General features: G+C 59.3%; 20 protein-coding genes. 1 reads left to right on the forward strand and 19 read right to left on the reverse strand.

Annotated features, from left to right (window positions below; all coding sequences use genetic code 11):
- Positions 1-16 precede the first annotated feature (16 nt).
- From AC1ROT_RS06995 to AC1ROT_RS07085, 19 genes are all read right to left on the reverse strand, one after another.
- Complete coding sequence (locus AC1ROT_RS06995) at positions 17-1,060, reverse strand: N-acetylneuraminate synthase family protein (RefSeq protein WP_492997985.1); 1,044 nt, start codon at positions 1,058-1,060, stop codon at positions 17-19.
- Positions 1,057-2,910, reverse strand: a complete 1,854-nt coding sequence (locus AC1ROT_RS07000) for a hypothetical protein (RefSeq protein WP_492997986.1) — start codon at positions 2,908-2,910, stop codon at positions 1,057-1,059. Before AC1ROT_RS07000 ends, AC1ROT_RS06995 begins: the two co-directional genes overlap by 4 nt.
- A complete protein-coding gene (locus tag AC1ROT_RS07005; RefSeq protein WP_492997988.1) occupies positions 2,910-3,827 on the reverse strand; it encodes a hypothetical protein in 918 nt (305 codons plus the stop codon). Before AC1ROT_RS07005 ends, AC1ROT_RS07000 begins: the two co-directional genes overlap by 1 nt.
- A gap of 83 nt (positions 3,828-3,910) precedes the next feature.
- Positions 3,911-5,146, reverse strand: a complete 1,236-nt coding sequence (gene pseC / locus AC1ROT_RS07010) for a UDP-4-amino-4,6-dideoxy-N-acetyl-beta-L-altrosamine transaminase (protein WP_492997990.1) — start codon at positions 5,144-5,146, stop codon at positions 3,911-3,913.
- Positions 5,139-5,678 (reverse strand): GNAT family N-acetyltransferase, encoded by a 540-nt coding sequence (locus AC1ROT_RS07015; protein WP_492997991.1) that lies wholly within the window; start codon positions 5,676-5,678, stop codon positions 5,139-5,141. The genes pseC and AC1ROT_RS07015 overlap by 8 nt, the downstream gene beginning before the upstream one ends.
- A gap of 6 nt (positions 5,679-5,684) precedes the next feature.
- Positions 5,685-6,686 (reverse strand): UDP-N-acetylglucosamine 4,6-dehydratase (inverting), encoded by a 1,002-nt coding sequence (pseB, locus tag AC1ROT_RS07020; RefSeq protein WP_492997993.1) that lies wholly within the window; start codon positions 6,684-6,686, stop codon positions 5,685-5,687.
- 10 nt (positions 6,687-6,696) lie between these two features.
- Positions 6,697-8,541 (reverse strand): ABC transporter ATP-binding protein, encoded by a 1,845-nt coding sequence (locus tag AC1ROT_RS07025; RefSeq protein WP_492997994.1) that lies wholly within the window; start codon positions 8,539-8,541, stop codon positions 6,697-6,699.
- The gene (locus AC1ROT_RS07030) at positions 8,538-9,587 is read right to left on the reverse strand and encodes a sugar phosphate nucleotidyltransferase (protein ID WP_492997995.1); all 1,050 of its coding nucleotides are present in this window, start codon (positions 9,585-9,587) and stop codon (positions 8,538-8,540) included. Before AC1ROT_RS07030 ends, AC1ROT_RS07025 begins: the two co-directional genes overlap by 4 nt.
- On the reverse strand, positions 9,584-10,816 hold the full coding sequence (locus tag AC1ROT_RS07035; RefSeq protein ID WP_492997997.1) for a hypothetical protein: 1,233 nt from the start codon (positions 10,814-10,816) through the stop codon (positions 9,584-9,586). The genes AC1ROT_RS07030 and AC1ROT_RS07035 overlap by 4 nt, the downstream gene beginning before the upstream one ends.
- Positions 10,813-11,388 (reverse strand): GNAT family N-acetyltransferase, encoded by a 576-nt coding sequence (locus tag AC1ROT_RS07040; protein ID WP_492997999.1) that lies wholly within the window; start codon positions 11,386-11,388, stop codon positions 10,813-10,815. The genes AC1ROT_RS07035 and AC1ROT_RS07040 overlap by 4 nt, the downstream gene beginning before the upstream one ends.
- Positions 11,385-12,770: an amidase gene (locus AC1ROT_RS07045; RefSeq protein WP_492998001.1), complete on the reverse strand. Its 1,386-nt coding sequence runs from the start codon at positions 12,768-12,770 to the stop codon at positions 11,385-11,387. Before AC1ROT_RS07045 ends, AC1ROT_RS07040 begins: the two co-directional genes overlap by 4 nt.
- Complete coding sequence (locus AC1ROT_RS07050) at positions 12,767-13,888, reverse strand: N-acetyl sugar amidotransferase (protein WP_492998003.1); 1,122 nt, start codon at positions 13,886-13,888, stop codon at positions 12,767-12,769. Before AC1ROT_RS07050 ends, AC1ROT_RS07045 begins: the two co-directional genes overlap by 4 nt.
- A complete protein-coding gene (locus AC1ROT_RS07055; RefSeq protein ID WP_492998004.1) occupies positions 13,885-14,607 on the reverse strand; it encodes an acylneuraminate cytidylyltransferase family protein in 723 nt (240 codons plus the stop codon). Before AC1ROT_RS07055 ends, AC1ROT_RS07050 begins: the two co-directional genes overlap by 4 nt.
- Complete coding sequence (locus tag AC1ROT_RS07060; RefSeq protein WP_492998006.1) at positions 14,607-16,049, reverse strand: DegT/DnrJ/EryC1/StrS family aminotransferase; 1,443 nt, start codon at positions 16,047-16,049, stop codon at positions 14,607-14,609. The genes AC1ROT_RS07055 and AC1ROT_RS07060 overlap by 1 nt, the downstream gene beginning before the upstream one ends.
- Complete coding sequence (locus AC1ROT_RS07065; protein WP_492998007.1) at positions 16,039-17,094, reverse strand: Gfo/Idh/MocA family protein; 1,056 nt, start codon at positions 17,092-17,094, stop codon at positions 16,039-16,041. Before AC1ROT_RS07065 ends, AC1ROT_RS07060 begins: the two co-directional genes overlap by 11 nt.
- A complete protein-coding gene (neuC, locus tag AC1ROT_RS07070) occupies positions 17,057-18,211 on the reverse strand; it encodes a UDP-N-acetylglucosamine 2-epimerase (RefSeq protein WP_492998008.1) in 1,155 nt (384 codons plus the stop codon). The genes AC1ROT_RS07065 and neuC overlap by 38 nt, the downstream gene beginning before the upstream one ends.
- Entirely contained in the window at positions 18,208-19,206 is a 999-nt protein-coding gene (gene neuB / locus AC1ROT_RS07075; protein ID WP_492998010.1) for an N-acetylneuraminate synthase, read from the reverse strand. The genes neuC and neuB overlap by 4 nt, the downstream gene beginning before the upstream one ends.
- Positions 19,207-19,215: 9 nt before the next feature.
- The gene (locus AC1ROT_RS07080) at positions 19,216-19,785 is read right to left on the reverse strand and encodes an acetyltransferase (protein ID WP_492998012.1); all 570 of its coding nucleotides are present in this window, start codon (positions 19,783-19,785) and stop codon (positions 19,216-19,218) included.
- A gap of 8 nt (positions 19,786-19,793) precedes the next feature.
- A complete protein-coding gene (locus AC1ROT_RS07085) occupies positions 19,794-20,966 on the reverse strand; it encodes a DegT/DnrJ/EryC1/StrS family aminotransferase (RefSeq protein ID WP_492998013.1) in 1,173 nt (390 codons plus the stop codon).
- 95 nt (positions 20,967-21,061) lie between these two features.
- Here AC1ROT_RS07085 and AC1ROT_RS07090 point away from each other — a divergent pair, with 95 nt between their 5' ends.
- Positions 21,062-22,081 carry an SDR family NAD(P)-dependent oxidoreductase gene (locus AC1ROT_RS07090; protein ID WP_492998014.1) on the forward strand — a complete coding sequence of 340 codons (1,020 nt, stop codon included), beginning with the start codon at positions 21,062-21,064 and terminating at the stop codon, positions 22,079-22,081.
- Positions 22,082-22,093 lie beyond the last annotated feature (12 nt).

Consider the following 22,093-nt stretch of genomic DNA (forward strand, 5'->3'; position numbering starts at 1 on the left):
CGGTGCCTCCAAACGCTTAATTTTGGATATCTTCGGCGCGCAGCGGACTCCACAGCGCAACATCATTCCGCAGTCGAGCGCCGACAAGCGTGTCATATCGTGCCGGAGGAAGGCCAACCTCGTCAGGCGCAAGTCGCATCACTCCAATATCCGCCTCCCGCAGCACGTCTCCGGCTTTCAGCTCGCGACGGGCGACAAGATACCGTTTCATATTTTTCGCGACAACCGCCGCGTCAGGGAGTAATCGCTTTACCCGCGAACCTAATGCAGATTCCGCCGCCCGCACCTTATCCACCATACTGCGGAATCCGTCCGGATCGAGCGATATGGCGTGATCGTATGAGGGCCTGCTTGGATCCAGGCTGAAATGCTTCTCTATGATTCTTGCTCCCGCCGCAACGGCAAGAGACGCCGCGCCGTCGCCGAGGGAATGATCCGAAAAGCCAGCCAGACACTCGTAGCGCGTCGCTATATCCTGTATCGCGCCAAGATCGAGCTTTTCCAGAGGACAGGGGTAAAGCGATGTGCATTGCAACAATGCGAGGTCGCGAGCGCCATTCTGCCTGGCCCAGGTCACGCTCGCTGCAATATCGGCGTGCTCAGCCATCCCAGTTGACATGATAAGCGGACGTCCTGTCTGCGCAGCCCGGCGGATCAGCGGAAAATGCCCCAGCGTCGACGACGATATTTTGTAGCCGGCAGGTGAGAGACGTTCGATCCAGTCGAACGTGAACATGCCGGTCGTGGTAAATACCTCAACTCCAAGCGCGCGAGCGCATGCGAAGGCCTCGGCAGTTCCCTCCGGTCCCAGGAATGCCGAACGGAAGAGGTCATATGACAGAGTCCCAGGAACGTAATTTTCATCCGGATCGGCCGTTTGCAGTTTGACGGCATCGGCACCGGCGCGCGCTGCAGCTTCAATCAAACGCAAGCATTCCTGTCGATCACCCTCATGATTGATCCCGACTTCAGCGATGATCAGGGTCGGCCGATCAATGCCGATGCGACGTGAGCCGAACTGCATGTCGGACCGCATGGTCTCACCAAATCCGCTGTTCATTTCAGACTTCCTTCCGCGCCGACCAAATGACCACGCGCCTCTCCCAGATATCGCTCAATGATACTCCGCGCGGCAGCGCCAGGATGACCATCAGTCAAACCAAACAGTTCCCGCGTCACCTGCTCGCGTGCCGCAGATTTTTCCTGGGCAGCTGCCTCAATCGCCTCAATCGGCTGCGATAGAAAATCGCGTAGCGCGGTGTGGAAGTCCTCATCCCGCGCGTTAAACAGAAAGAAAGCATCGGAAAACAAGCGCCGTGCCCGCGCATTCAGGGGCTGCACATCAGGATCATCGATGAAAACCAGCGGAATACCTGACAGCGCACACCAGCCGACCGTGCTGGTCGCCCCCGTCGTAATCGCAACGCGATGTTCTCGCACTATGTAGCGCATATCTTTTTCCGCCGTAAACACATCTATGTTCGGCGCGTTGGCGGCAACCTGGATGAGCGGGTCTGTATCCGCATAACGGAATGACGGATAGGGCTTGTATCGCAGGCGGTGCGGCAGCTTGCCGAAAACGTCACGGATCACGATCTTCTCGCGCTCCGCGCGCTGATAATCGGTCATAGATGTATTCGATATCTGCCGTACACCTCGGTACAGCAGGGTCGAAGCATAGAGCAGTGGCTGCGGGGCCGGTTTCACAAAGTTACGGCTACTGATCTTGTAATCTAGCGGCATGCCGATCACTTCGGCCGGAGCGACTGCGAACGGACTTTCCGTGCTATAGCGCGCGCCGGCGCTGTTGTAGCACATCAGCATGTCAGCGTAGTTATTCTCGTTGAGCACACGGACATCGAGAGGCCAATCCGCGATCTCGCGTCGCACGCCATGCTGGAAGCCGAACATCGGAATGCCGAGTTCTTGTAATGCGGCATGCAGGCCTACGGCACCGCCCGCCTTGGGGGCCCCATGCAGAAGAACGGCACTACATCTTCCGTCCTTCTTCCGGGCATGATTGGACAGTCGATTACTCCAGATCCGATACGCCCCCCGTGCCGCGGCGACTTCCTTCTGCACGGCTGCATTCAAGCGCTTGAGTAGAAATGGTTCGACCGCTGTACAAAACAGGTCACCGAAGGCCTGCCGGAAGGACTGCTCCAGCAAGTCCTGCAATCGGGCGGCCGATGATTCGGGCAAATTGTCCAGAGGGATCGAGCTTGCTTCGATACGAATCAGGCGGTGGCCGCGCAATGCCAGGGCCAGCGCCGTATCTTTGATCAACTCGTTGCTGTCGCGCATCACGAGAACATCCGGCTTCGCGCCCAAGCGCGGCAACCGGCGACCGATCGTTGCCAGAATATGGAAGGCAAGACGATCTGGACGCATGTTCAGCAATCGCCATACCAGTGGGGGCGGGCTGCCGCCCTGTGATGTCCCGAATGACGGCGGTTCAACCGTCGTCGTAAATACTGTGGCGCTGGAGGCGGCGCCCAGGAATTCGGGCCAGAACGGCAAAAGCACGCGGTCGAGCTTGGGATCCCCGGTCCGGGGGACGATGATCAGCCGCGGCTCACTGAAATCTTCATTCTGCAACAACAAGGCCTTATGGAGCGCCATATGTTCCATGAAGACGGCATAACCGCCGGCGATCGCCACATCGGCTAAAGCTGGCTCCGCGCGCATGGCATGGAACAGAACTGCCGTCATATCGCCAATCGCAGCGATGAAACGGTCTACATTGTCACGAGGGATACGCGCCTCAATATCGGCAGATTTTGGCTCAGCAGACAGCAGTGCGGGTGATGACGACAGGATAAGTGCATCTGGTGGTAAACCCTGATCGCGAGCCTGCTGCAAGCCCTCAATGCTGTCGCAAAATACCACTTTATACTTAGAGAAACTCATCAAGCCTGTTTCCGTTTCATCGATACGGGTTCACGTGCAGTCAGGGTCAGCAATCTGGCAGCTACACGCGCCGCACCCTTGCCGTCAATCAGGCTTCGCCCGGATGCTGCCAATGCCCTCCGCTGCCCAGCATGGTCACGGAGTGCGTCGAAGGCGGTGATAAAGGCGTCCGCATCAAAGTCTGGCATACCCCCCGCCAGTAGAACTGCTCCGCGAGCCGCAAGGGCACGCGCCAATGGCAGCTGCACCGGGTTCTGGGTGACCACCATGTTCACCGTGCCGGCAGCCAATCGTTCCAGCAGACTTACACCGGCAGCGCCGACCAGGATGTTGGCTCTCGCCACAAGCGCACGCAGGTCCAACTCCTCCACATGCAAACTGACAGCCGAATGCCTGACCGCTTGAGCCTTGATCGCCGCCAGATGCGGCGCTCTACTTCCCATCGCCACATGTATCCGGGAGGGCACAGGTGCAGCCCGCAGGATAGTGGAAAGGACGGCGCCGGTGGCGTTGACGCTGTCCACCATACCGAACGCGATCAGGATTTCTTCTACCGGCCGTTCCTGATCCATTGCGGCAGCATCGCGCCAGATCCGATCGATAAGGGCATAGTCTGCACCGCAGAGCGCTTCGGTGCCACCAATCGCCTTCTGATCCGTATCCGCATGCGGATGGACGATCAAGTCGGCGCCAGGAAATCCACTAAGATCATCATCAATGCGCACGACGGCGCCTGCAGAGGGCAAAAGAGCCTCAGAAACACCGGCATCAGGATGATCGAAAATAAGCCCATACCGTAGCTGCCCAGGCCCAGTATCGACTACGCGAAAGCCCGCAGCCTCCACTTGCCCACAAGCCTCAGGAGTATTGTCATCCAGATAGAAACGAATATCGACACCGGGCTGCTCCAGCCGCATTGCCTCTGCCAACACAAGGCATCGCGTCATATGCCCACGCCCCCAGCGGGGGTCGGAGGCGACCCGTAGAACCCAGTGCCCGATCATCCGCGACCGATAATCTCACGCAAGGCCGTCATAACCCGCTTGACATCGTCATCCGCCATGGCTGGGAACAACGGCAGCGACAGAACTTCAGCATAATGGCGTTCCGCGCCCGGCAGGCTGAGCTCGCCATACCTGTTGCGGTAATATGGCTGCCAATGAAGCGGGATATAGTGGACCTGTGTGCCAATACCGCGCGCCTGCAACTGCCGGACAACCTGCTCGCGGCTGATGCCTAGTGCCGCGAAATCGATGCGCACGACGAAGAGATGCCATGCCGCCTGGCAATCCGCATGCGCATGAACCGGCTGCACGACAGGAGCAAGGTTCGCCAAAGCCTCGCGATACAATGCCACCAGATGGCTGCGACGACTGATAAACTGGTCCAGCCGTTTCAGCTGGCTGAGTCCGAGCGCAGCCTGCAGATCTGTCGCGCGGTAATTGTAGCCCGGCTCCTGCATTTCGTAATACCAGGGCAGCGCGGCGCCTTCGGTCGTCAGCCCCGGGCTGCTCCGGTCCCAGTATGCCGGATCACGGGACATGCCGTGATTGCGCGCTGCAGCGAGCCGCCTGGCCAGCGCCGGATCACGTGTGGCAACAGCGCCACCTTCCCCCATCGTCATTGTCTTGACGGGATGGAATGAAAAAGATGCCATCTGGGAGTGGCGGCAGCCGCCGACGGGCAGCCAGGTATTGCCATCGCGATACTGCGTACCGACGGCATGGGCTGCATCTTCCATCAGGATCAGCCCCTCGGCTGCTGCTGTGGCTGCCAGCCCAGGAAGGTCCCCGCATTGCCCTCCCATATGCACAACGGTTGTCGCGCGGGGCCGCTTACCGAACCGTCGTTCGGCCCGATGCACGGCATCCACCATGGTCTGCGCCGTCATCAGCCCTGTGGCGGGATCCACATCGGCAAATTCGACTTCGGCCTCCACGTAACGCGCGGCATTGGCCGTCGCCAGGAAAGTGACTGCCGGCACGATCATGACGTCACCCGGCTGCAAAGGCAGCGCCAAGTTCATCATGTGGAGCGCCGCGGTACCATTGCTGCAGACAACCACATGGGCACCATCCATCCGGGCGGACAAGGCCGCTTCCAGTGCCGGGATGGTGGGGCCGGTGGTAAGAAAGTCCGACTTTAGCGCAGCAACCACCGCCTGAATATCGGCCTCATCGATATCCTGCCGTCCGTAAGGCAGCATGGCCGGCGTCACAGCGGCACGATCAGTCATTCTTGAATCTCGCCATTTCCCATACATCGACCGGGGCACCATCGATCCAGGCATGCTTCTGTAGAGTCGCCTCGCAGATATATCCAGCCTTCTCGAACGCCTTCCGGCTCGCCGGATTGGTCGCGTAAATCCCGGCACTGAGCTTCATCAGTCCAAGATCCGAAAATGCAAACCCGCTCGCCAGAGCGATCGCATCTGTGGCCAGACCGCGACCCCAGACCGTCTTTTCTCCAATGATCAGCGCCACGGTTGCCCGCAGGTGCCGATGATTGATACCGCCCAGACGAAGATTACCCACATGGCCATAGCCATCGCATTCGATCGCGAACAGCACCGCTGAAGGATCATCCAGGCAAGCCTGCACATATCTGCCTACGCTGGCCAGGTCCTGTCCACCCGGCCGAACTTCCGTGTAACGCACCACGTCCGGGTCGTTTAGCCAACCCGCATAGCGCTCCGACACGTGGTCGCTGCCGGCTGGGATCAGTCGAAGGCGATTCGTGTGAAGTGCGGGGCATGACTGCAGGCGCATCGGAGATCAGATGCTGCTCAGAAGAGCGCGCAGTTCATCAATGCTCAGCCATGCTTCGTTACTGTCGCTGGCATATTCGAAATCCGACTTCACTTTGTGGAACTCGGCACCCACCAGGGCACGGCGCGTAAACTGGTTCAGCGTCGGCTCAATGAGGTAGCGGTCGTCCGTCTCCCAACTCATGCGAGCATCGTCGCGTGAAATCAGCATCTCGTGCAGCTTCTCACCCGGACGGATGCCAACAACATGCTGTTTCATGCCGGGCGCCATTGCTTCGGCCAAATCGGTGATGCGCATGCTCAGCACTTTCGGCACGAACACCTCACCACCCTGCATATCGCCCAGGCGGGCAAGAACGAAATCCACACCGGCAGCCAAAGTGATCCAGAATCTCGTCATCTTGGGATCAGTGATCGGCAAGGACGTCGCGCCTTCCGCGATCAGCTTGCGGAAAAAGGGTACTACGCTGCCGCGCGAACCAAGCACATTGCCATAACGTACAACAGAAAAACGCGCGCCGGTGCCCCCACTCAGATTGTTTGCGGCAACAAAAATCTTGTCCGACGCCAGCTTGCTGGCACCATAGAGGTTGACCGGGTTGACCGCTTTATCGGTGGAGAGCGCAATGACACGCTGCACTCCTGCCTTCAACGCAGAATTGACCACGTTTTCTGCACCGATGACATTTGTACGGATACATTCGAAAGGATTATACTCCGCGACCGTGACATGCTTGAGTGCCGCTGCGTGGACAACGATATCCACATCGCGCATGGCCATTTCAAGCCGCCCTGCATCTCGAACATCGCCGATGAAATAGCGCAGGCTAGGGTGATCGGTAGTGGAGAAGCTTTGCGCCATCTCGTACTGCTTGAGCTCATCGCGACTGAACACAATCAGGCGGCGCGGTTTGTATCGCTGCAGAACAGTCGAGACGAATTTCTGACCGAAAGACCCAGTACCGCCCGTGACCAGTATGGATTTTTCATTAAACAGATCGCTACTCATTCCTAATTCCTCAATTCTCGACGGCGGCAATCGCACCGCCCGCCATGATCATCTGATTGTAGTAACCGTTTTGCGCAGTCAATTCGTCCGGCGAACCCGCCTCAATGACACAACCACCCTGCAGGACGACAACCCTATCTGCATCGGCAATGGTGGAAGGGCGATGCGCGATCACAATAATCGTCGTCTGCCCCTCTGCACGGATGTCGCGCAAGGCCTGACGGATCATCGCTTCTGATTCCCAGTCCAGCGCACTGGTTGGTTCATCCATGATCAAGATACCGGCGCCTGACAGAAATGCCCGCGCCAGCATCAAACGCTGGCGCTGGCCGCCGGAAAGCAGCGCCCCGCCCTCACCAACTCGGGTCTCCAGACCATCGGGCAATGTTGCGACGAATTCACTCACATGCGCCAGACGGCAGGCCTTCTCAATGAGGGCAGCATCCGTCTGTTTACTGGCATAGATCAGGTTGTTGCGCATCGTATCGTCAAACAGCAAGGCATGCTGGTTGACGAACGCAATGCCTTTCCGCAGCGATGATGTGTCGAATTCGGCAAGGTCGACCCCGTCAACCCGGATAATGCCTTGCTGGGGGATGATCAACCGGGGCAGCATGTCGATCAAAGTGGATTTACCGGCACCCGAGCGGCCGATGACTGCTGTCAATCGATTTGCTTCAATCCGCAGGCTAACACCATTTAACGCGGCCGCATCATTACCATCATAACTATAGCTGACATTCTCGAAAGTGATCGCATCGCGCGGCGCGGCAAATACACGGCTGCCACCGGCCGGCTCCCGCGCAGCATTGGCATCGGCCAGAACCTTATCCAACCGCTCCAGACTGGCGCTGGCGATAGAGGCATTCTGTCGCAGGCGCACACTGCCATCGACCAACGGGGCTAGGCGAATGACGGCAACGGCGAACATTACAATGATAGCCAGAGAAACCTGGAAAACGCTGTCCGCAACATAAATTGCAACCATCAGTAACGTCACAATCGACGGTACCACAAGCAGCTGCAGACGCCCAACTTGGTTGACATGACGCATGTTAAGATCGCGGATGTCATTCGCGACTTCAGACAGATAGGCAGATTCACGCCCGTCACTGCCCGCCAGCTTGATCAGGCGCCAGGATCGTAGCCGCTCAGTTGCCTTGGAAGAAAACAACTCATTGGCCCGGGCGACATCCCGACTGATCGACTTCGCCTTGCGCATTGTCCGATTGAACAGAAAGATTCCAGCACCGGCAATCGCCAGAATTGCGCAGGTAATCAGCGGCGCAACATACATCAGACCGGCAAGATAGATCAGCATCCCGGTGCCGAGCGTCAGCGCAGTGACCATGTTGTTGATCACCATGCTAGCCTGCTGCGACATTTGGCCGAACCAGGCCGTAACAGCGCCGCTGCTCAAGTTATTCAGGAAAGTAGCCCGGCTCTCGATCAGAGACGTGAAGAGACGCTTGCGCAGGGAAGCCGTGAATTCTTCCCTGATCCGGTTGCTGAGGTTCATATTGAGCACAGCACAGACTTGCCGGAGAACAATCATCACCACGACGCAGGCGGCGAGCGTAAAGAAATTGACCGACAGATGAACAACCGAAAAGGCATCGATCAGATAGAGCCAGAATCTTGAACCGGCAGCCAGCGCGGCAAGGTCACCGCGACGTTCCATATAGGTGAGAAGCGGATAAATCAGAGCCAACCCTGCGACTTCACTGACCACATTGGCAGCGGTCAATGCCACAGAAGCAAACACGCGCCTCGCGCCCAGCACTCCGGATTTCTGGGCGGCACGATAGGATTGCAGCCACTGCGTCAACTCCGAGTCGGATGGCAGAAGCTTCACTTGCTGCCCTCGCTCAGCAGGCGGTCCACAGATTCAAGATCCGCCGGGCGCCCCACATCCTGCCAGTATTCATGCACCGGGAAGACGCCGACAGGGATGCCTAGGCCATGCGCCTGGTTCAGCAGATCGGGCATATCGCAACTCTGTCCTGGAGGCAGCAGGCGGTAAACACGGGGACCGAGAAGGTAGATACCGCTGTTCACAAAGTGGCGCACCACGGGTTTCTCACTGATACCCCGGAAGCGCCCCTCTTCATCATACTGGATGACGCCGAATGGAATTTCGAAATCCCGGACCGCCACACCCAGAGTTGCGTCGTGGCCATGCGTCTTGTGGAAAGCGAAAAAGGCCTGATAGTCTACCTGTGTCACGACATCGCCATTCAAAACTACGATGTCGCCACCGACATCCCCCGGCAGCAACGCCAGCGCACCCGCCGTTCCCAGTGGCGCCTCTTCATGCAGAATATCAACCTTGGCCCTGTTATTCCGGGCCGCCACGAAGGATTCGATCCGATCGGCCAGATAATGCACCGATATGAGGATGCGACTGATGCCGGCATTCTCCAGAGATTCCATGATGCGATCGAGGATCGGCCGTTGACCAATCGGCAGTAGCGGCTTCGGTGTGTCGCGCGTCCGCTCACCCAGACGGCTGCCGCGGCCACCCGCCATTACCAGTGCCGTCGTAATCTGTGCCTCACCAGGTGCCGCCAGCAGAATCTGACGCAGCACGCCAGCATCGTCGACCACAGGGAGGAATCCTGTGCGCTCTTCCAGCCGAGCGATCTGGCGCAGGTTTTCCTCGGTATCGGCATACCGGCCGAGCCTCGGCGTCGCATTCATGGCGGCTGTCACCGGCGCGTCCAGGCTGATATCGCGCAGCAGTGCCCGGCGCACATCGCCATCTGTCAGCACGCCGCAGACGTGTCCAGCCTCATCAACAACAATCTGAAACAGATGCGGGCAGGTGTTGATGCGAGCAACGGCCTCGCGCAGCGTGGCTGTTGAGGCGCAGGTTGCACCATCCAGATCAAGAACTCTCACGGCCGTGCCCCCGTGGCACTGGAGGCCGCATGCTGTCGCCGCGCTTCCGCTGCCGAATCTTCCTGCAACGCGACACCACTCAGCCGTTGCAGAATACCGCTGGCATCGCCATCCATCCCGTCGGGCAACGGCTGCTTCGGCCGTTCCAGCAGGGCGGTTATTGTCCGGCGGAATTCGGCCTCATCGTCATTGATAAAATGCGTCACATAGTCGGGACGCATCGATCCTCCCGAGGTGACTTCCAGCGCCTTTTCGGAATAGGCAGTGAACTCTACTGTGGGCACATTTAGATGGAATGCATCCGCGAGCGTGGTGCTGTAGTAGTTCGCGAGGAAAAGCCGCGCCCGCACCGCCAGAACAGACGGATGCAGATGCGTGATGAACAACCGTGCGCCGCGCTGACGCCCTTTTGCGACTTCAGCCTCGACAATCGACATGTCGGTGATGACATGCGGCTTGAGAATGATTGGCCGGTTGCCGGCGATATCCACCAGCGCAGCCAGTGTGGCGACGAACAACCGACGCGTGGCATCGGGGGTTTGCATATAGTCCAATGCACCGAGCGACCCCAGCATGAAGACGATGGTGCCTTCGTCTTCGCCGACATCCGATCCCCGGAAGAGTTCGGCATGATACCGCGGCGCTACACCGCGCACATATGATACCCAGCTCTTGCGGGTCCGGGTTGGGCCGAAAATGAAACGCGGAAGCCCGAGCGCTTCCGGATGATGCAGCCACGGCCACTCACCCTGGAATGCCAACAAGGACCCGGCCAGCGGCGGCTGCCGATTGCGTCCCCGCTTATGGGCGACCTCGATGATGCGGCGCATTAGTTCATTTTCGCCATAAGAATCACCTTCGCAGAAATACGTCCGCTTCGGGTTGATCCGGCTCAGCCAAGACAACGGCGGCACATTCAGGGCACGGAAATGCAGGAAATGCGCCCGTCCTACGAGTGCCAGCATGGCGATCCAGGCCAGCATCGAAACCGCGCGCAGGCGGTTGAATAGGCGCCTTACCGTCGCCCCCTTGCCGCCTCCCAAAAATACCAACCTCCCCACGCTGTGGATGGCATCCCACAGCACGACATTCCGGCGGATCGCAGCATAGGTGGATGAATCAAAAGTGATGAATAGCGCCGACTGCCCGCTGCGACGATGGGCTTCCATCACCACAGGCAGAATGCTGTCACAACTGATCAACTTGTTATTCAGGAAAACGCAAATCATTCCAGCCACCCGGCACTATCCGCGGCTTCAAGTTGCGGCCGACGGACAAATGCCGTCCGCAACTGCGCAACCAGAGTCAGGTCGTGAAATTGACCAGCCAGCTTGAGCCGCTGCTTCTGTGCGCCTTCCACCAGCCAGCCCAACCGGGCAACGGTCTGCAGGAAGGCGGGGTTGGCACTGCCGGCATCGACACGGTTCAGCCCCAGTTCCTCGAACAGATACCGCGACACCAGGTAAATCGCCTCGCCGCCGAATCCTTGGTTCCAGGCAGCGCGCTCGCCGATCACGATCGAAATATCAGCGCGGCTGTTTGCCTGATCCACCGGCCCATACTTGATATTGCCGATATGACCATGGGCCGCATGATGCAGCCCCAGGACCACTTCTCCATCCTTCAAGCCAGACAGATAGGCTTTCGCTTCTTCGGCCGTGGCTGCCGGCATATCGCGACGGCGCGACCATTCATTGACCACCGGATCCGACAGCCATGAGAGATATCGCGGCGAGACTTCGCCGGCGCCGAAACGGACCAGGCGCAGGCGCGCCCCAATCAGGACGGGATGTTTGCTCACGCGGGGAAGCCCGGAAGAACACGCTCGGCGAAGCGGGCAAATTCCAGCAGTCTGTAATCGGCAAACCGGCGGCTCACGACCTGCAGGCCGACCGGCAGATTGTCGGAACCGCTGAGCACCGGCAGCGACAATGCGGGCATGCCCAAGAATGTCCAGATCAGGCAATGATCCGGCAGATCCGGCACCTCAAGGCCGAGAGGCGCTTGATCCGCCGTGGATGGCAGGATCAACACATCGAAGTCATCTGGCTGATGCTCGAACTCTTGGCGCAAGGCCGACTGCTCCTCAATGGCGGTTTGATAATCTTCCGGTGTCAGCCTGAGTCCTCCCTCAATCATCTCCCTCATGCTAGGGCTGAAAAGATCAGCGTGCGACCGCCATTCGCTCTTGAAATAATAAGCAAGAGCACGTCGGTAAATGGTCTCATGCAGTTCGTGAACCACATCGAAGGCGGGCGGAAGGGCAAAATCGAAGACATCGCAGCCGGCCGCGGCCAGGCGATCAGCCGCTTGACGCATCGCTTGTCGTACTGCCGGTACCTCAAAGTGACTCTTGGGGCCACGAACCACACCAACACGCCAGCGACCATTCCGGGGCTCACGCCGTTGCGCCTGCAGTGAGGTTTCGGTGACGGGGTAGTTATGGCCACTAATCCGGGTCGATTCAAACATCAACTCGGCATCATCGACAGAGCGGGTCAGATATCCCACAGTGTCTAGAGTGTCGGTTGTCTTCAACGAGCCCGTACGCGGGATCAGTCCGAAAGAAGGCTTGTAGCCAATCACGCCACAGTAACTGGCCGGGCGTATAATCGAACCGGCAGTCTGGCTGCCGAGCGCCGCAGGACACATGCGCGTCGCTACCGCGACAGCGGAACCACTGGAAGACGTGCCGGGCGTCCTGGTCCGATCATAGGGATTGCGGGTCGGACCCGGAGCATGAACCGCGAACTCTGCGGTAACGGTCTTGCCCAGAACAATGCCCCCATCCAAGCGCAGGTTGCTAACTACGCGCGCATCGTTTCCCGGCGTATAACCATCGATGATCGCACTACCCATGCCAGTTGGAAAATCATAGGTATTAAAGATATCCTTCACTGCCAGTGGCACACCTGTCATCCGGCCGATCTCGCGATTACCACGCAAGCTATCGTCAAGCCGGCGCGCACGCGTTAACGCGGCAGCACGGTCATAGACATGCCAAGCTTTCAGTTGCGGCTCAAGCTGCTCAATGCGGTCAAGACAGGCTTGGACATAGTCCTGAACCGCAATCTTGCCTTTCCGCAGTTCCGCCAGGAATTCACTGGCCGTCAGTTCTGCAATACTGTTGGCGCGGATGGGCGACACAGTCGCGACATTGGCTGAGGGCTCTATCTTGTTCATGGCAGAAACTTCGCCTTACCCTCACGCTTCGACTTTAGAATCTCGTAGAACTCTTCTTCGCTGTAGCCGGTGATCTTCAGGTAATAATCGAGGGTCTCCGGCCGCTTGGCATCCACGTCGGCGGCGATATCAAAGGCTTCTTCCCGGGTCAGCAACCCGGCACGCACATCCTGGCTGGCGAAGTCGGTGGCACGCCCGAAGCCGCGCTTGACGTATTTGGAGTAGTCGTGAACGCCGGCCATCTTGCATTCGACCGACTTGTACCATTTGTACGAGCCTTCGACCTTGTCCTCTTTCCAGCCGTATTCCTTGACCAGAAATTCGGTCTGGCGCTCATGGTCCCAAAAAACGAAATCACCGAGGAAGACACCGTAGATGCCGGCTGCCTCGAGTTCCTCAGGAGTCGGCGGGAAGAACAGGTTCAACTCCTTGCGACTGATTCCATCTCCCACCATCTTGTCGGCGGGCACCTTGATCGAGTTGGCCATGCCGACCTTTACGAAATCCTTGTCGGCCTTGATTTCCTGCTCCCAATACGTGGTGCGCCCGGAAAATTCTGCTGGCGACTCTCCATAGATAATCAGCGGAATCTTGAATTTCGTCGCCACATGGAACGGGTAGGACCAGACGCCGGCATGGCAATGCCAGCATGAGTCGCCGATCATAGGCAGCGAACGCCGCGCCAGCTTGTTAATCAAGCCGCGATTGGGCGTATACATCATGTGATCGACCTGCAGCTTCTCCAGGATATTTGCCAGGTTCTGCTTGCCGGTTTCCGTGAACCAGTTGTGGCTGAAGGTCACAGCCAGCGGCGTCATCCCGAAGACCTTCACCAGCAGGTAGAGCTGAAATGCCGAGTCCTTGCCGCCCGAGATCGGCACCACGCAATCGTAATTGTCCCCCGCCTTGCTCTTGGCTTCGTCCAGAATGCCGCGCAGCATCTCCTGGCGGGCATGCCAGTCAATGCGCATCTTCTGTTCCGAAGACCGACAGGCCTTGCAAATCCCCATCTCATCGAAGGCCATGCCTTCATTCGTTTCCGGCATGCAGCAGCGCGTGCAGTATCGCAGATGCGGAAACGGCGCGCCGCCGCGCTGGTTCTGCTGATGATGCATCATCTGGCTTCCTTCATCGGAACAGGAGAATAGTTCTGCAGCCGCCCCATCGCCTCGGCGGCCACCAGGTCAGTTTCTTCGTCAATATCCAGCGCCCGTCTGCTGTCCATCGGGCTGAATGCCAGAGGCTCGGCGTAAACCTGACGCTGACGCCGGAATTCGCTGACCCGCACGGCATAAACCGCACCGCTGGGGAACCAGAGCTTCGGCAGAAGCTGCTTGTGAGATTCCGGGAGGGTGTCGTCGAGAAACCGTACAGCCCTGTTGTCTTCGCGCAGACGGAACATCCAGGCCGGCGGTTCTGTCACCGGCCGTGCGGAGAAACAGCAAGCGACGGCAGGATCCTCTACCAGCCGGGAGAGGCATTCGTCGATATCAGACGGCAGTGTGAACGGTGTGGTCGGTTGCAGCATGACCACAGCATCATAGGGCTGATCGCCCCCGCGTTCGCAGCGATCCAGTGCGTCGACGAGAATATCGTAATCGGCGGCATAATCTTCCGCCAGATGTGCTTCACGAATGAACGGTACGTCAATGCCGTTTGTCCGGGCGACCTCGGCGATTTCGGCATCCTCGGTCGTCATCACCACGCGGGTCAGGCTGCTGGCCCCTGCCGCACGGCACATCCATGCGACAAGCGGCAACCCCAGCAGCGGACGCAGATGCTTGCGCGGCAGCCGTTTGGAAGAGCCACGCGCACAGATGACGCCGAGCGATCTCATCAACGCGCAGCCTTTGCCTGGACCGCCGGCCCGGTGCCGATACGCCCCTGTCCGCGTGCCCCCAGTTCACCAAGACGGGCCTGATCCGTCTCAGCCAGACGATCCCGATGCCGGATAATCTTGCGCACGGCATCGCCGATATCCCGCATGTCGCTCGCCGTTGAGGCATGGGCGATGTGATAGAACCACAGGAACTGCTCATCCATCAGCCGTTCGGCCACCGGGCACATACCCATCCTGTATTCGACACTTGAGTCGGTCCAAGGATAGCCGTTATTGCCGTAGGCGGTCTTCAGCAGGAAGGTCGGGTTGGCGTACATCGGCCGGGTATAGCCCGTGCCCACCGGTACACCCTCCGCCCGCAGCGCCGCAACGAACTGCGCGCGCGAAAGCCCCATTTCCTCGGCATCGAACAATGCGACAAAAAGATGCGGAATATCGCGCGCCGGCCCGTTGCCGTAGCGCTGCGGCAACGGAACCTTGATGCCCGGCAGGTCCTTCAGCTCAGAATATAGAACATCGGCATTCCTGGTGCGCCACTCGTTCACGCGATCCAGCTTGCGCAGCTGGGCGCGGCCGACAGCGGCACACAATTCCGGCATGCGGAAATTGCAGCCAATGATGTTGGCGACGTCTTCGGCCGTGTGGCGCTCATCGAAAATCACCTCGCCATGATTGATGATCAGGCGGCAGCGACGCGCAATCTCAGGATCAGAAGTGATGATCATGCCGCCTTCGCCGGTCATGATATTCTTGGACTGCTGGAAGCTGAAAATCCCGGCATCGCCAATCGCGCCGACTTTCTGCCCGTTCCAGGTCGCACCAATCGCCTGCGCGGCGTCTTCGATCACCTTGAGGCCGTGACGACGGGCAATATCCAGAATGGCGCCCATATCGGCCACATTGCCGGTCAGATGCACAGGCAGGATCGCCCGAGTCCGTGGCGTGATGGCGCGTTCGATGGCTTGCGGGTCGATACAGAAGGTCATTGGATCGACGTCGACAAAAACCGGAATCGAGTTGAATAGCAGAACGGCGCTTGCCGTTGCAGTATAGGACATGCCCGGGACGATGACTTCGTCACCGGGGCCAACACCCGCAGCAGCCAGAGCAACACTGATGCCCGTCGTGGCGGAATTCACCGGGATGGCGTATTCAACCCCGAACATCTCGGCGAACTCCGCGGAAAACGCGCGAACATTTGTGCCGCCGAGAAAATGCCAGTAATCGGAAACCTGCGCAGCCTGGCGGCTGGACATCCGAAGGGTCGTTTCAATATCGGGCGCCGTGCTGCCGATATAGCGTGAGAAATTCTTTTCACGAACGGCGGCCAGGACCAGATCTTCCTCATCCTGGTCGACCATTGGCTCGACCAGCCAGGCTGCCTTGCGGACCGGCTCGCCGCCGAACAGGGCCAGTTCATCAATCCCACTATTTTCCATCGCCAATCATCCTTTTGGCCACCATAGACTGCAGCACTTTCTGCACTTCGAGCGCCGCTGCCGCATCGCAGGTCGGCCGCAATACCGCATCAGGAAACAAAGCTGCAATCTCGTCAGCAATTGCCACGAAGGGCGACATGTCACCCAGCGTCGAGTGCCGCTCGACTTCCCCGCCTCCGAGGCGACGATAGCCGGCATAACGCTCATCCAGAGTGAGCTTTTCAATAATGATCTCGCCGCGATCCTCACGGACCGTCATCCGCGCCTTATCGCCGATAACTTCGGCTTCGACAATCAGGACATCGCGCAGGCCAGTCACCTGGATTATGCCGTAAGCGCCCGACTGATATCCGAGCATGACGGCCACCGCCGGCTCGCCATCTTCGTGAAGACCCGGGATATCCATGGAGTGGACGCTCAAAACGTCGCCACCAAGCATAATGGCAAGGTCCACTGCATGGGAACCGATACTGAGCAGGCGATTGGGCATCGCAACGCGAATGCACCGAATCTGGCCCAGATCTCCCTGCTGGATATGGTCTCGCGCGGCTTTCCACAAAGGGGTCCAGCGCCGCGCATGCGACACCAGAATGCGGACATTGCATTCCGCCGCGCGCTGTACCGTTTCTTCCGCCTCGGCAAGATTCCCCGCCAGAGGCTTTTCACACCATATAAACCGCACGGATGGCTCGGCGAGTGAACGATGTATCGCGGCAGAATGCCCATCCGTGGGTGTACAGACGCTGACCAGCGCCGGCTTGCAAAGATCAAACAGTGCATCAATGTCGCCCGCGACCGGCACATCGGGGCAGCGTTGCTGAAACGCCGCGACGTTTTCTGCCAACGGTTCGCAGGCGCCGACGATCTTGAACTGGTCGGGGCGCGCAAGATAGGCGCCAGCATGAGTCCAGATCGTTGTCCGGCCCGGCTCTTCGTCGAACCGTGACGCAACACGCCCCAATCCGACAATGGCGACAGGTATTCTGTTGTCCGTCATGCTGATTCGATCAGTTTTTCCAGGGCGCGACAAAGTGCGAAACCCCATGGAAGAACTGCTTACCGAGAAGCTTCTCCGGGCCCGGCAGATCAGCAAGGATCTCGGCAATCCGTGGCGCGGCATATCCGTCGCCGTAAAGGCTGCTGCCGTCCATGCGCGGCATGCTCAAAGCTTTGTCGAGGGCGGCAGAGACGTCATTCTGGTCATTGGATACCGATATCACATTCTTTCCGGCAGGACGGCCCTGCTGCCGCGAACCGACATTCACGACCGGCAGGCCGAAGTAGCCGGCTTCAATCAGCCCCGACGAGGAATTCCCAAGCATCGCGGCCGCATGCCGCAGAGCGTTTGGGTAATAACGTGCGCCAAGCGACGATCTGGCGATAGCCCAGGGACGATCACGGACAAAATCATCAATCATCTTCTGCAGATGCCGGCCTTGTGGATCGGAATTCGGAGCGGTGATAAGCGCCGGACGACCGGCCTTGTCCAGTGCCGCCAGCGCGGCTCGCATAGGGGCCGACATATCGGTGCTATTCGTTTCCGGGTGCACCGTCACAAGAATAAAATCACCGGAAAAAGGAAGATCCAAAGCTTTTGCAAATTCCACACGACTGACTGCAGGCGCCATGCGCAAGGTATCGATGCCCGGGCCGCCCGTGACATGAATGCGCCACGGCTCTTCTCCGAGGTTCGCAAGCCGGCTTGCGGCATCGGCGGAACTGGTAAAATGGATATGCGCCAGTTTGCTGATGGCATGTCGAACACGGTCATCGACGGCACCATAGGAAAGCTCGCCGCCATGCAGATGGGCCACCGGCAGATTGAACGACAGCGACGCGCAGGCTGCCGGCAGCATATCCAGCCTGTCTCCGATCAGAAACAGGCACTCTATGGCATTCTCGGCAATAACCGCTGCGGCGGCTTCGGTGCAACGGGCCATGCCCGCAGCAGCCATCAGGCCATCGCCGCCGCCCAGATCGGCACCCGCCCGATGCAACACCGCGCCGGCCGGAATCGGTGGCGCTTCCGCACCCGGCATCATGTGCATGCCCGTCGCCAGGATGTGAAGGTCAATCCCGGGCCGCTCAGCCAGGGCCTGCCAAACCGGGGTCAGTATGGCGACATCGGCGCGCCCCGACGTGATGCTCAAAATCCGGGTCACGCCAGGTCTGCCTCGACAATCGGCACGTCGCCGTCGATGTCGCGCACAAGCCGACGCCCGACAAGATCAGCCTTTGGCGACAATCCGCCCAGCGGCCGCTTCAACGCAATGTCGGACAACTGCAGCACCGTGCCGGCCGGCATGGGACGCGCGGCATGCCAGCTCCGCCGGACCAATTGTCTGGTGTCCAGTTCGCTGTCATGGGGCCGCTTCACACCATCGCCGATGGCGATGGCCGTTTCCCTGATCCGTGCGGTCATGGCCTTGAATGCCGCCGGCTCGAGCGAGGCCTTGTGATCGGGACCGGGCAAGTTCCGGTCCAGCGTGAAGTGTTTTTCAATCACCGTGGCGCCCAAGGCCACTGCGGCGATCGAAATATGATCGTCCAGACTGTGATCCGAATAGCCCACCGGGCAGCCAAACCTCGTCCGCATGGTATTCATGGCTGCGAGGTTGATCGCCTCCGGCGGCGCAGGATACTGCGAAGTGCAGTGCAGTATGGTCAGATCAGAGACGCCACCCGACCGGAGCACGGCGACCGCCTCACCAACCTCATCCAGGGTGGCCATTCCGGTTGAAAGAATGATCGGCAAACCGGTGGCCGCAAATTCACGTAGAGCAGGGACGTTGGTCAACTCGCCCGAAGCCACCTTGATGCGCTTCATGCCAAGCCCAATCAGTCCCGGCAACAACGACGTTTCAAACGGCGTGGCAAGGAATTCCACGCCGCATGAAGCGCATTCCTTTGCCAGTTCAGCGAAATCCCCGTGGCTCAGCTCAAGCCCGCGCAGCAGGTCAAACTGCGTATCCGTATTTGCATTGCGCTTCTGGTACGCCGCCGCACCGGCGCCTGCAGAAGCAATACTGCTGGCCGTGAAGGCCTGAAATTTCACAATATCGGCGCCACAATCCGCTGCCGCCCGGACCATGGTCCGCGCCAACGCAAGATCACCATTGTGATTGACGCCAATCTCCGCAATGACGCTGACCGTCATACCCTTGCCCTACTTTGCACGAGTCATTGACGGAACCATGGTCCCCGCCGGAATCTCGACACCCGGCAGCACGACGGCGCCAGCACCCACCATGCTGCAGTCGCCGACTTTTGCGCCTCCGAGGACAATGGCGCCAGGGGCGATATGGACACCGCACCCGATGACCGCATCATGTTCTACGACCGCCCGGGTGTTGATAATGGCGCCACGCCCAAGCGTGGCAAAAGCATTGATCACAGCGCCGGGCATGACCTGAACGCCTGCATCGATCCTTGCATCAGGGCTGATCTGGGCCGACGGATGACACAGCGCAGGCGAGCCATGCCCCATTTGGACCAAGCCATCGAGTGTATCCAGACGCCGCCGGAGCGCCGCCGGCTCCATACCGGCAAAACCAACCGTCACGCTGCAGCCCGGCATGGCGTCATGCAAGGCCGCTTCGGTCTCGAAGCGATCTGCCGTCAACCACGCGGCCGCACGGGCATCAACATAAGCGAGAATTGTCATATCGAGGGCCAGGATGCTGTCACGCACGACCTTTGCGTGGCCGCCGGCTCCGACAAGGACAATACCCGACATACCGGCGATTATCCGTGCCAGCGCGACAGCGCTGCGATAACGACATCCTGGTCGGCGGCACTGAGATTGCTGCTGGACGGCAGCGATACGATGCGTCCCGAATACGAAGCCGAAACCGGATTCTGCTCAGCCGGAAAGCCGGCATAGGGCTGCTGGGGCGACAGCTGTTCCCAGAAATGACGGGCCTCTGCGCCATTCGCCTGCAGATGCTCGACCAGGGAGTCTGCAGCCGCAGCATCCCTGCAGATAACCGAGTACAGCCAGTGATTGCTGCTGTTGGCCTGCTGGCGCGGCGTTGCACGCAGCGTATCGTCACCGCGCAGGGCCAGGGCCGCGTCGTAGCGAGCCGCGATGGCACGTCGCGCTGCAAGAATTTCATCCAGGCGCTGCAACTGCGCCACAGCTACGGCCGCATTCAGATTGGTGAGGCGGTAATTGAACCCGACATCCTCGTAACGGTAGCGTCGCCCGCTGCGCGCCTGGGTCGACAACTGCCGGATTCTCGCAGCAACGGCCGGATCATCCATCACCACGACACCGCCGCCGCCGCCGGTGATTACCTTGTTTCCGTTCAGACTGAAGGTGGCGGCATCGCCGAAGCTGCCGGCCGGCCGGCCGGCCAGCGTCGAACCGATCGAACCCGCCGCATCCGATAGCAGTTTCACGCCATGGCGCCGGCAAATTTCTTCCAGTTTCGGCAAGTCGGCAATTTCACCCAGTACGTCGACGGCGATCACTGCGGCAATCCTGCGCCGACCGGCCTGCTGGGTCAGCACAGCGTCCAAACGTTCGGGATCGATGGCAAGATTTGTGGGGTCGATATCGATAAAATAGGGCACTGCGCCGGTGTGAATTGTCGCGTTTGCCGTCGCTGCAAATGTGAAATCCGGCAGAATGACCGTATCCCCGGGCTTCACCCCGAGGGCAAGAAGAGCCAGCTGCAGGGCCGTGGTGCCGCTGCTGACTGCAACAGCAGCAGCGCGCCCGGTCAGACGGGCGAAGCGCGCTTCGAGCTCCGTCACCTGCGGACCGCTGGAAGATATCCAGTTATCGGTGACACAGCGGACCAGGGAATCCGCTTCCAGGGCCGTGAGAGCTGGAGAACTTAACGATATCATAAGGTTATTTCGGTTGAGTGAAGGTTGGGCGGTTCCGCCACGGCTACCGCAAGGCTGGTGCAAAAACCGCCTCACAGTGATCGTTCACGTCGTGAACAATATTGAGTAATATGACGCCCTGTCAAGTTCCACCCGCCGCAATAACCGAGCCCGAAGACATGGAAATCAAGCAGTTCTACGCTGGCAAAACCGTCCTCGTGACTGGCGGAGATGGCTTCATCGGATCGCACCTGACCGAGGCCCTGGCCCGCCTTGGCGCCCGGGTCACAGCCCTGGCCCAGTACAACTCGTTTGACAGTTGCGGCTGGCTCGACGATCTGCCCGATGAATTGAAGGGCAAGGTCCAAATTGTCCGTGGCGACATCCGCGATCCCGGCTTCGTGCAACGCCTGATGGCCGGGCAGGAATACGTGTTCCATCTTGCGGCGTTGATCGCGATCCCATTCTCGTATCAGTCGCCGCAATCCTATATCGACACCAACATCACCGGCTCGGTTAACATCTTTGAAGCAGGGCGCGTCACCAAACCGATCCGTATTATCCACACCTCGACCAGCGAAACCTATGGCACGGCGCTGACGACGCCAATGACAGAAAGCCATCCGCTTCAGGGTCAGTCGCCTTATTCCGCATCCAAGATCGCAGCCGATATGATGGCAGAAGCGTTTGCGCGGTCCTTCGACCTGCCGATTGCCACACTGCGTCCGTTCAATACGTTCGGGCCGAGGCAGAGCGAGCGTGCGGTTATTCCCACTGTGATCCGCCAGGTCCTCGACCCCGCCTGCACGACTGTGCGGATCGGCGATATCACGCCGAAACGGGACTTTAATTTTGTCGATAATACGGTTAGCGCCTTCCTGCATGTTGGTGCGGCCAGCGACATCGAATTCGGCAGCCCCTATAATTGCGGTTCGGGCGAGACCCATACGATCGGCGATACCATCGACCTGATCCAGCGTATTGCCGGAACGAAAAAACCAGTCGAGCAAGAGTCGCTGCGCAAACGCCCGGAGAAATCCGAAGTGCATCTTTTGCTGGCTGATTTCGGCAAACTACATCGCCTGACGGGCTGGACGCCGGCGACATCCTTCGAACAGGGCCTGAGCAGCACCATCGCGTACTGGCGTGCCAGACTCTCGGCAAACAAGGTCCGCAAGAGCGCCGAATACGCCACATAGTGTCAGGCATCG

It is taken from the genome of Ferrovibrio sp. GW821-FHT12E11 (assembly GCF_058806975.1).

What these genes read in the sequence shown, in the direction of transcription:
- AC1ROT_RS07090 (WP_492998014.1), top strand. Translation starts at nt 21,062, where the DNA reads ATGGAAATCAAGCAGTTCTACGCTGGCAAAACCGTCCTCGTGACTGGC.
- AC1ROT_RS07045 (WP_492998001.1), bottom strand. Translation starts at nt 12,770, where the DNA reads ATGAACAAGATAGAGCCCTCAGCCAATGTCGCGACTGTGTCGCCCATC.
- AC1ROT_RS07000 (WP_492997986.1), bottom strand. Translation starts at nt 2,910, where the DNA reads ATGAGTTTCTCTAAGTATAAAGTGGTATTTTGCGACAGCATTGAGGGC.
- AC1ROT_RS07065 (WP_492998007.1), bottom strand. Translation starts at nt 17,094, where the DNA reads ATGGGGTTTCGCACTTTGTCGCGCCCTGGAAAAACTGATCGAATCAGC.
- AC1ROT_RS07015 (WP_492997991.1), bottom strand. Translation starts at nt 5,678, where the DNA reads ATGCGCCTGCAGTCATGCCCCGCACTTCACACGAATCGCCTTCGACTG.
- AC1ROT_RS07060 (WP_492998006.1), bottom strand. Translation starts at nt 16,049, where the DNA reads ATGGAAAATAGTGGGATTGATGAACTGGCCCTGTTCGGCGGCGAGCCG.
- AC1ROT_RS07035 (WP_492997997.1), bottom strand. Translation starts at nt 10,816, where the DNA reads ATGATTTGCGTTTTCCTGAATAACAAGTTGATCAGTTGTGACAGCATT.
- pseC (WP_492997990.1), bottom strand. Translation starts at nt 5,146, where the DNA reads ATGACTGATCGTGCCGCTGTGACGCCGGCCATGCTGCCTTACGGACGG.
- AC1ROT_RS07050 (WP_492998003.1), bottom strand. Translation starts at nt 13,888, where the DNA reads ATGATGCATCATCAGCAGAACCAGCGCGGCGGCGCGCCGTTTCCGCAT.
- AC1ROT_RS07080 (WP_492998012.1), bottom strand. Translation starts at nt 19,785, where the DNA reads ATGTCGGGTATTGTCCTTGTCGGAGCCGGCGGCCACGCAAAGGTCGTG.
- AC1ROT_RS06995 (WP_492997985.1), bottom strand. Translation starts at nt 1,060, where the DNA reads ATGAACAGCGGATTTGGTGAGACCATGCGGTCCGACATGCAGTTCGGC.
- pseB (WP_492997993.1), bottom strand. Translation starts at nt 6,686, where the DNA reads ATGAGTAGCGATCTGTTTAATGAAAAATCCATACTGGTCACGGGCGGT.
- AC1ROT_RS07005 (WP_492997988.1), bottom strand. Translation starts at nt 3,827, where the DNA reads ATGCGGCTGGAGCAGCCCGGTGTCGATATTCGTTTCTATCTGGATGAC.
- neuB (WP_492998010.1), bottom strand. Translation starts at nt 19,206, where the DNA reads ATGACGGTCAGCGTCATTGCGGAGATTGGCGTCAATCACAATGGTGAT.
- AC1ROT_RS07055 (WP_492998004.1), bottom strand. Translation starts at nt 14,607, where the DNA reads ATGAGATCGCTCGGCGTCATCTGTGCGCGTGGCTCTTCCAAACGGCTG.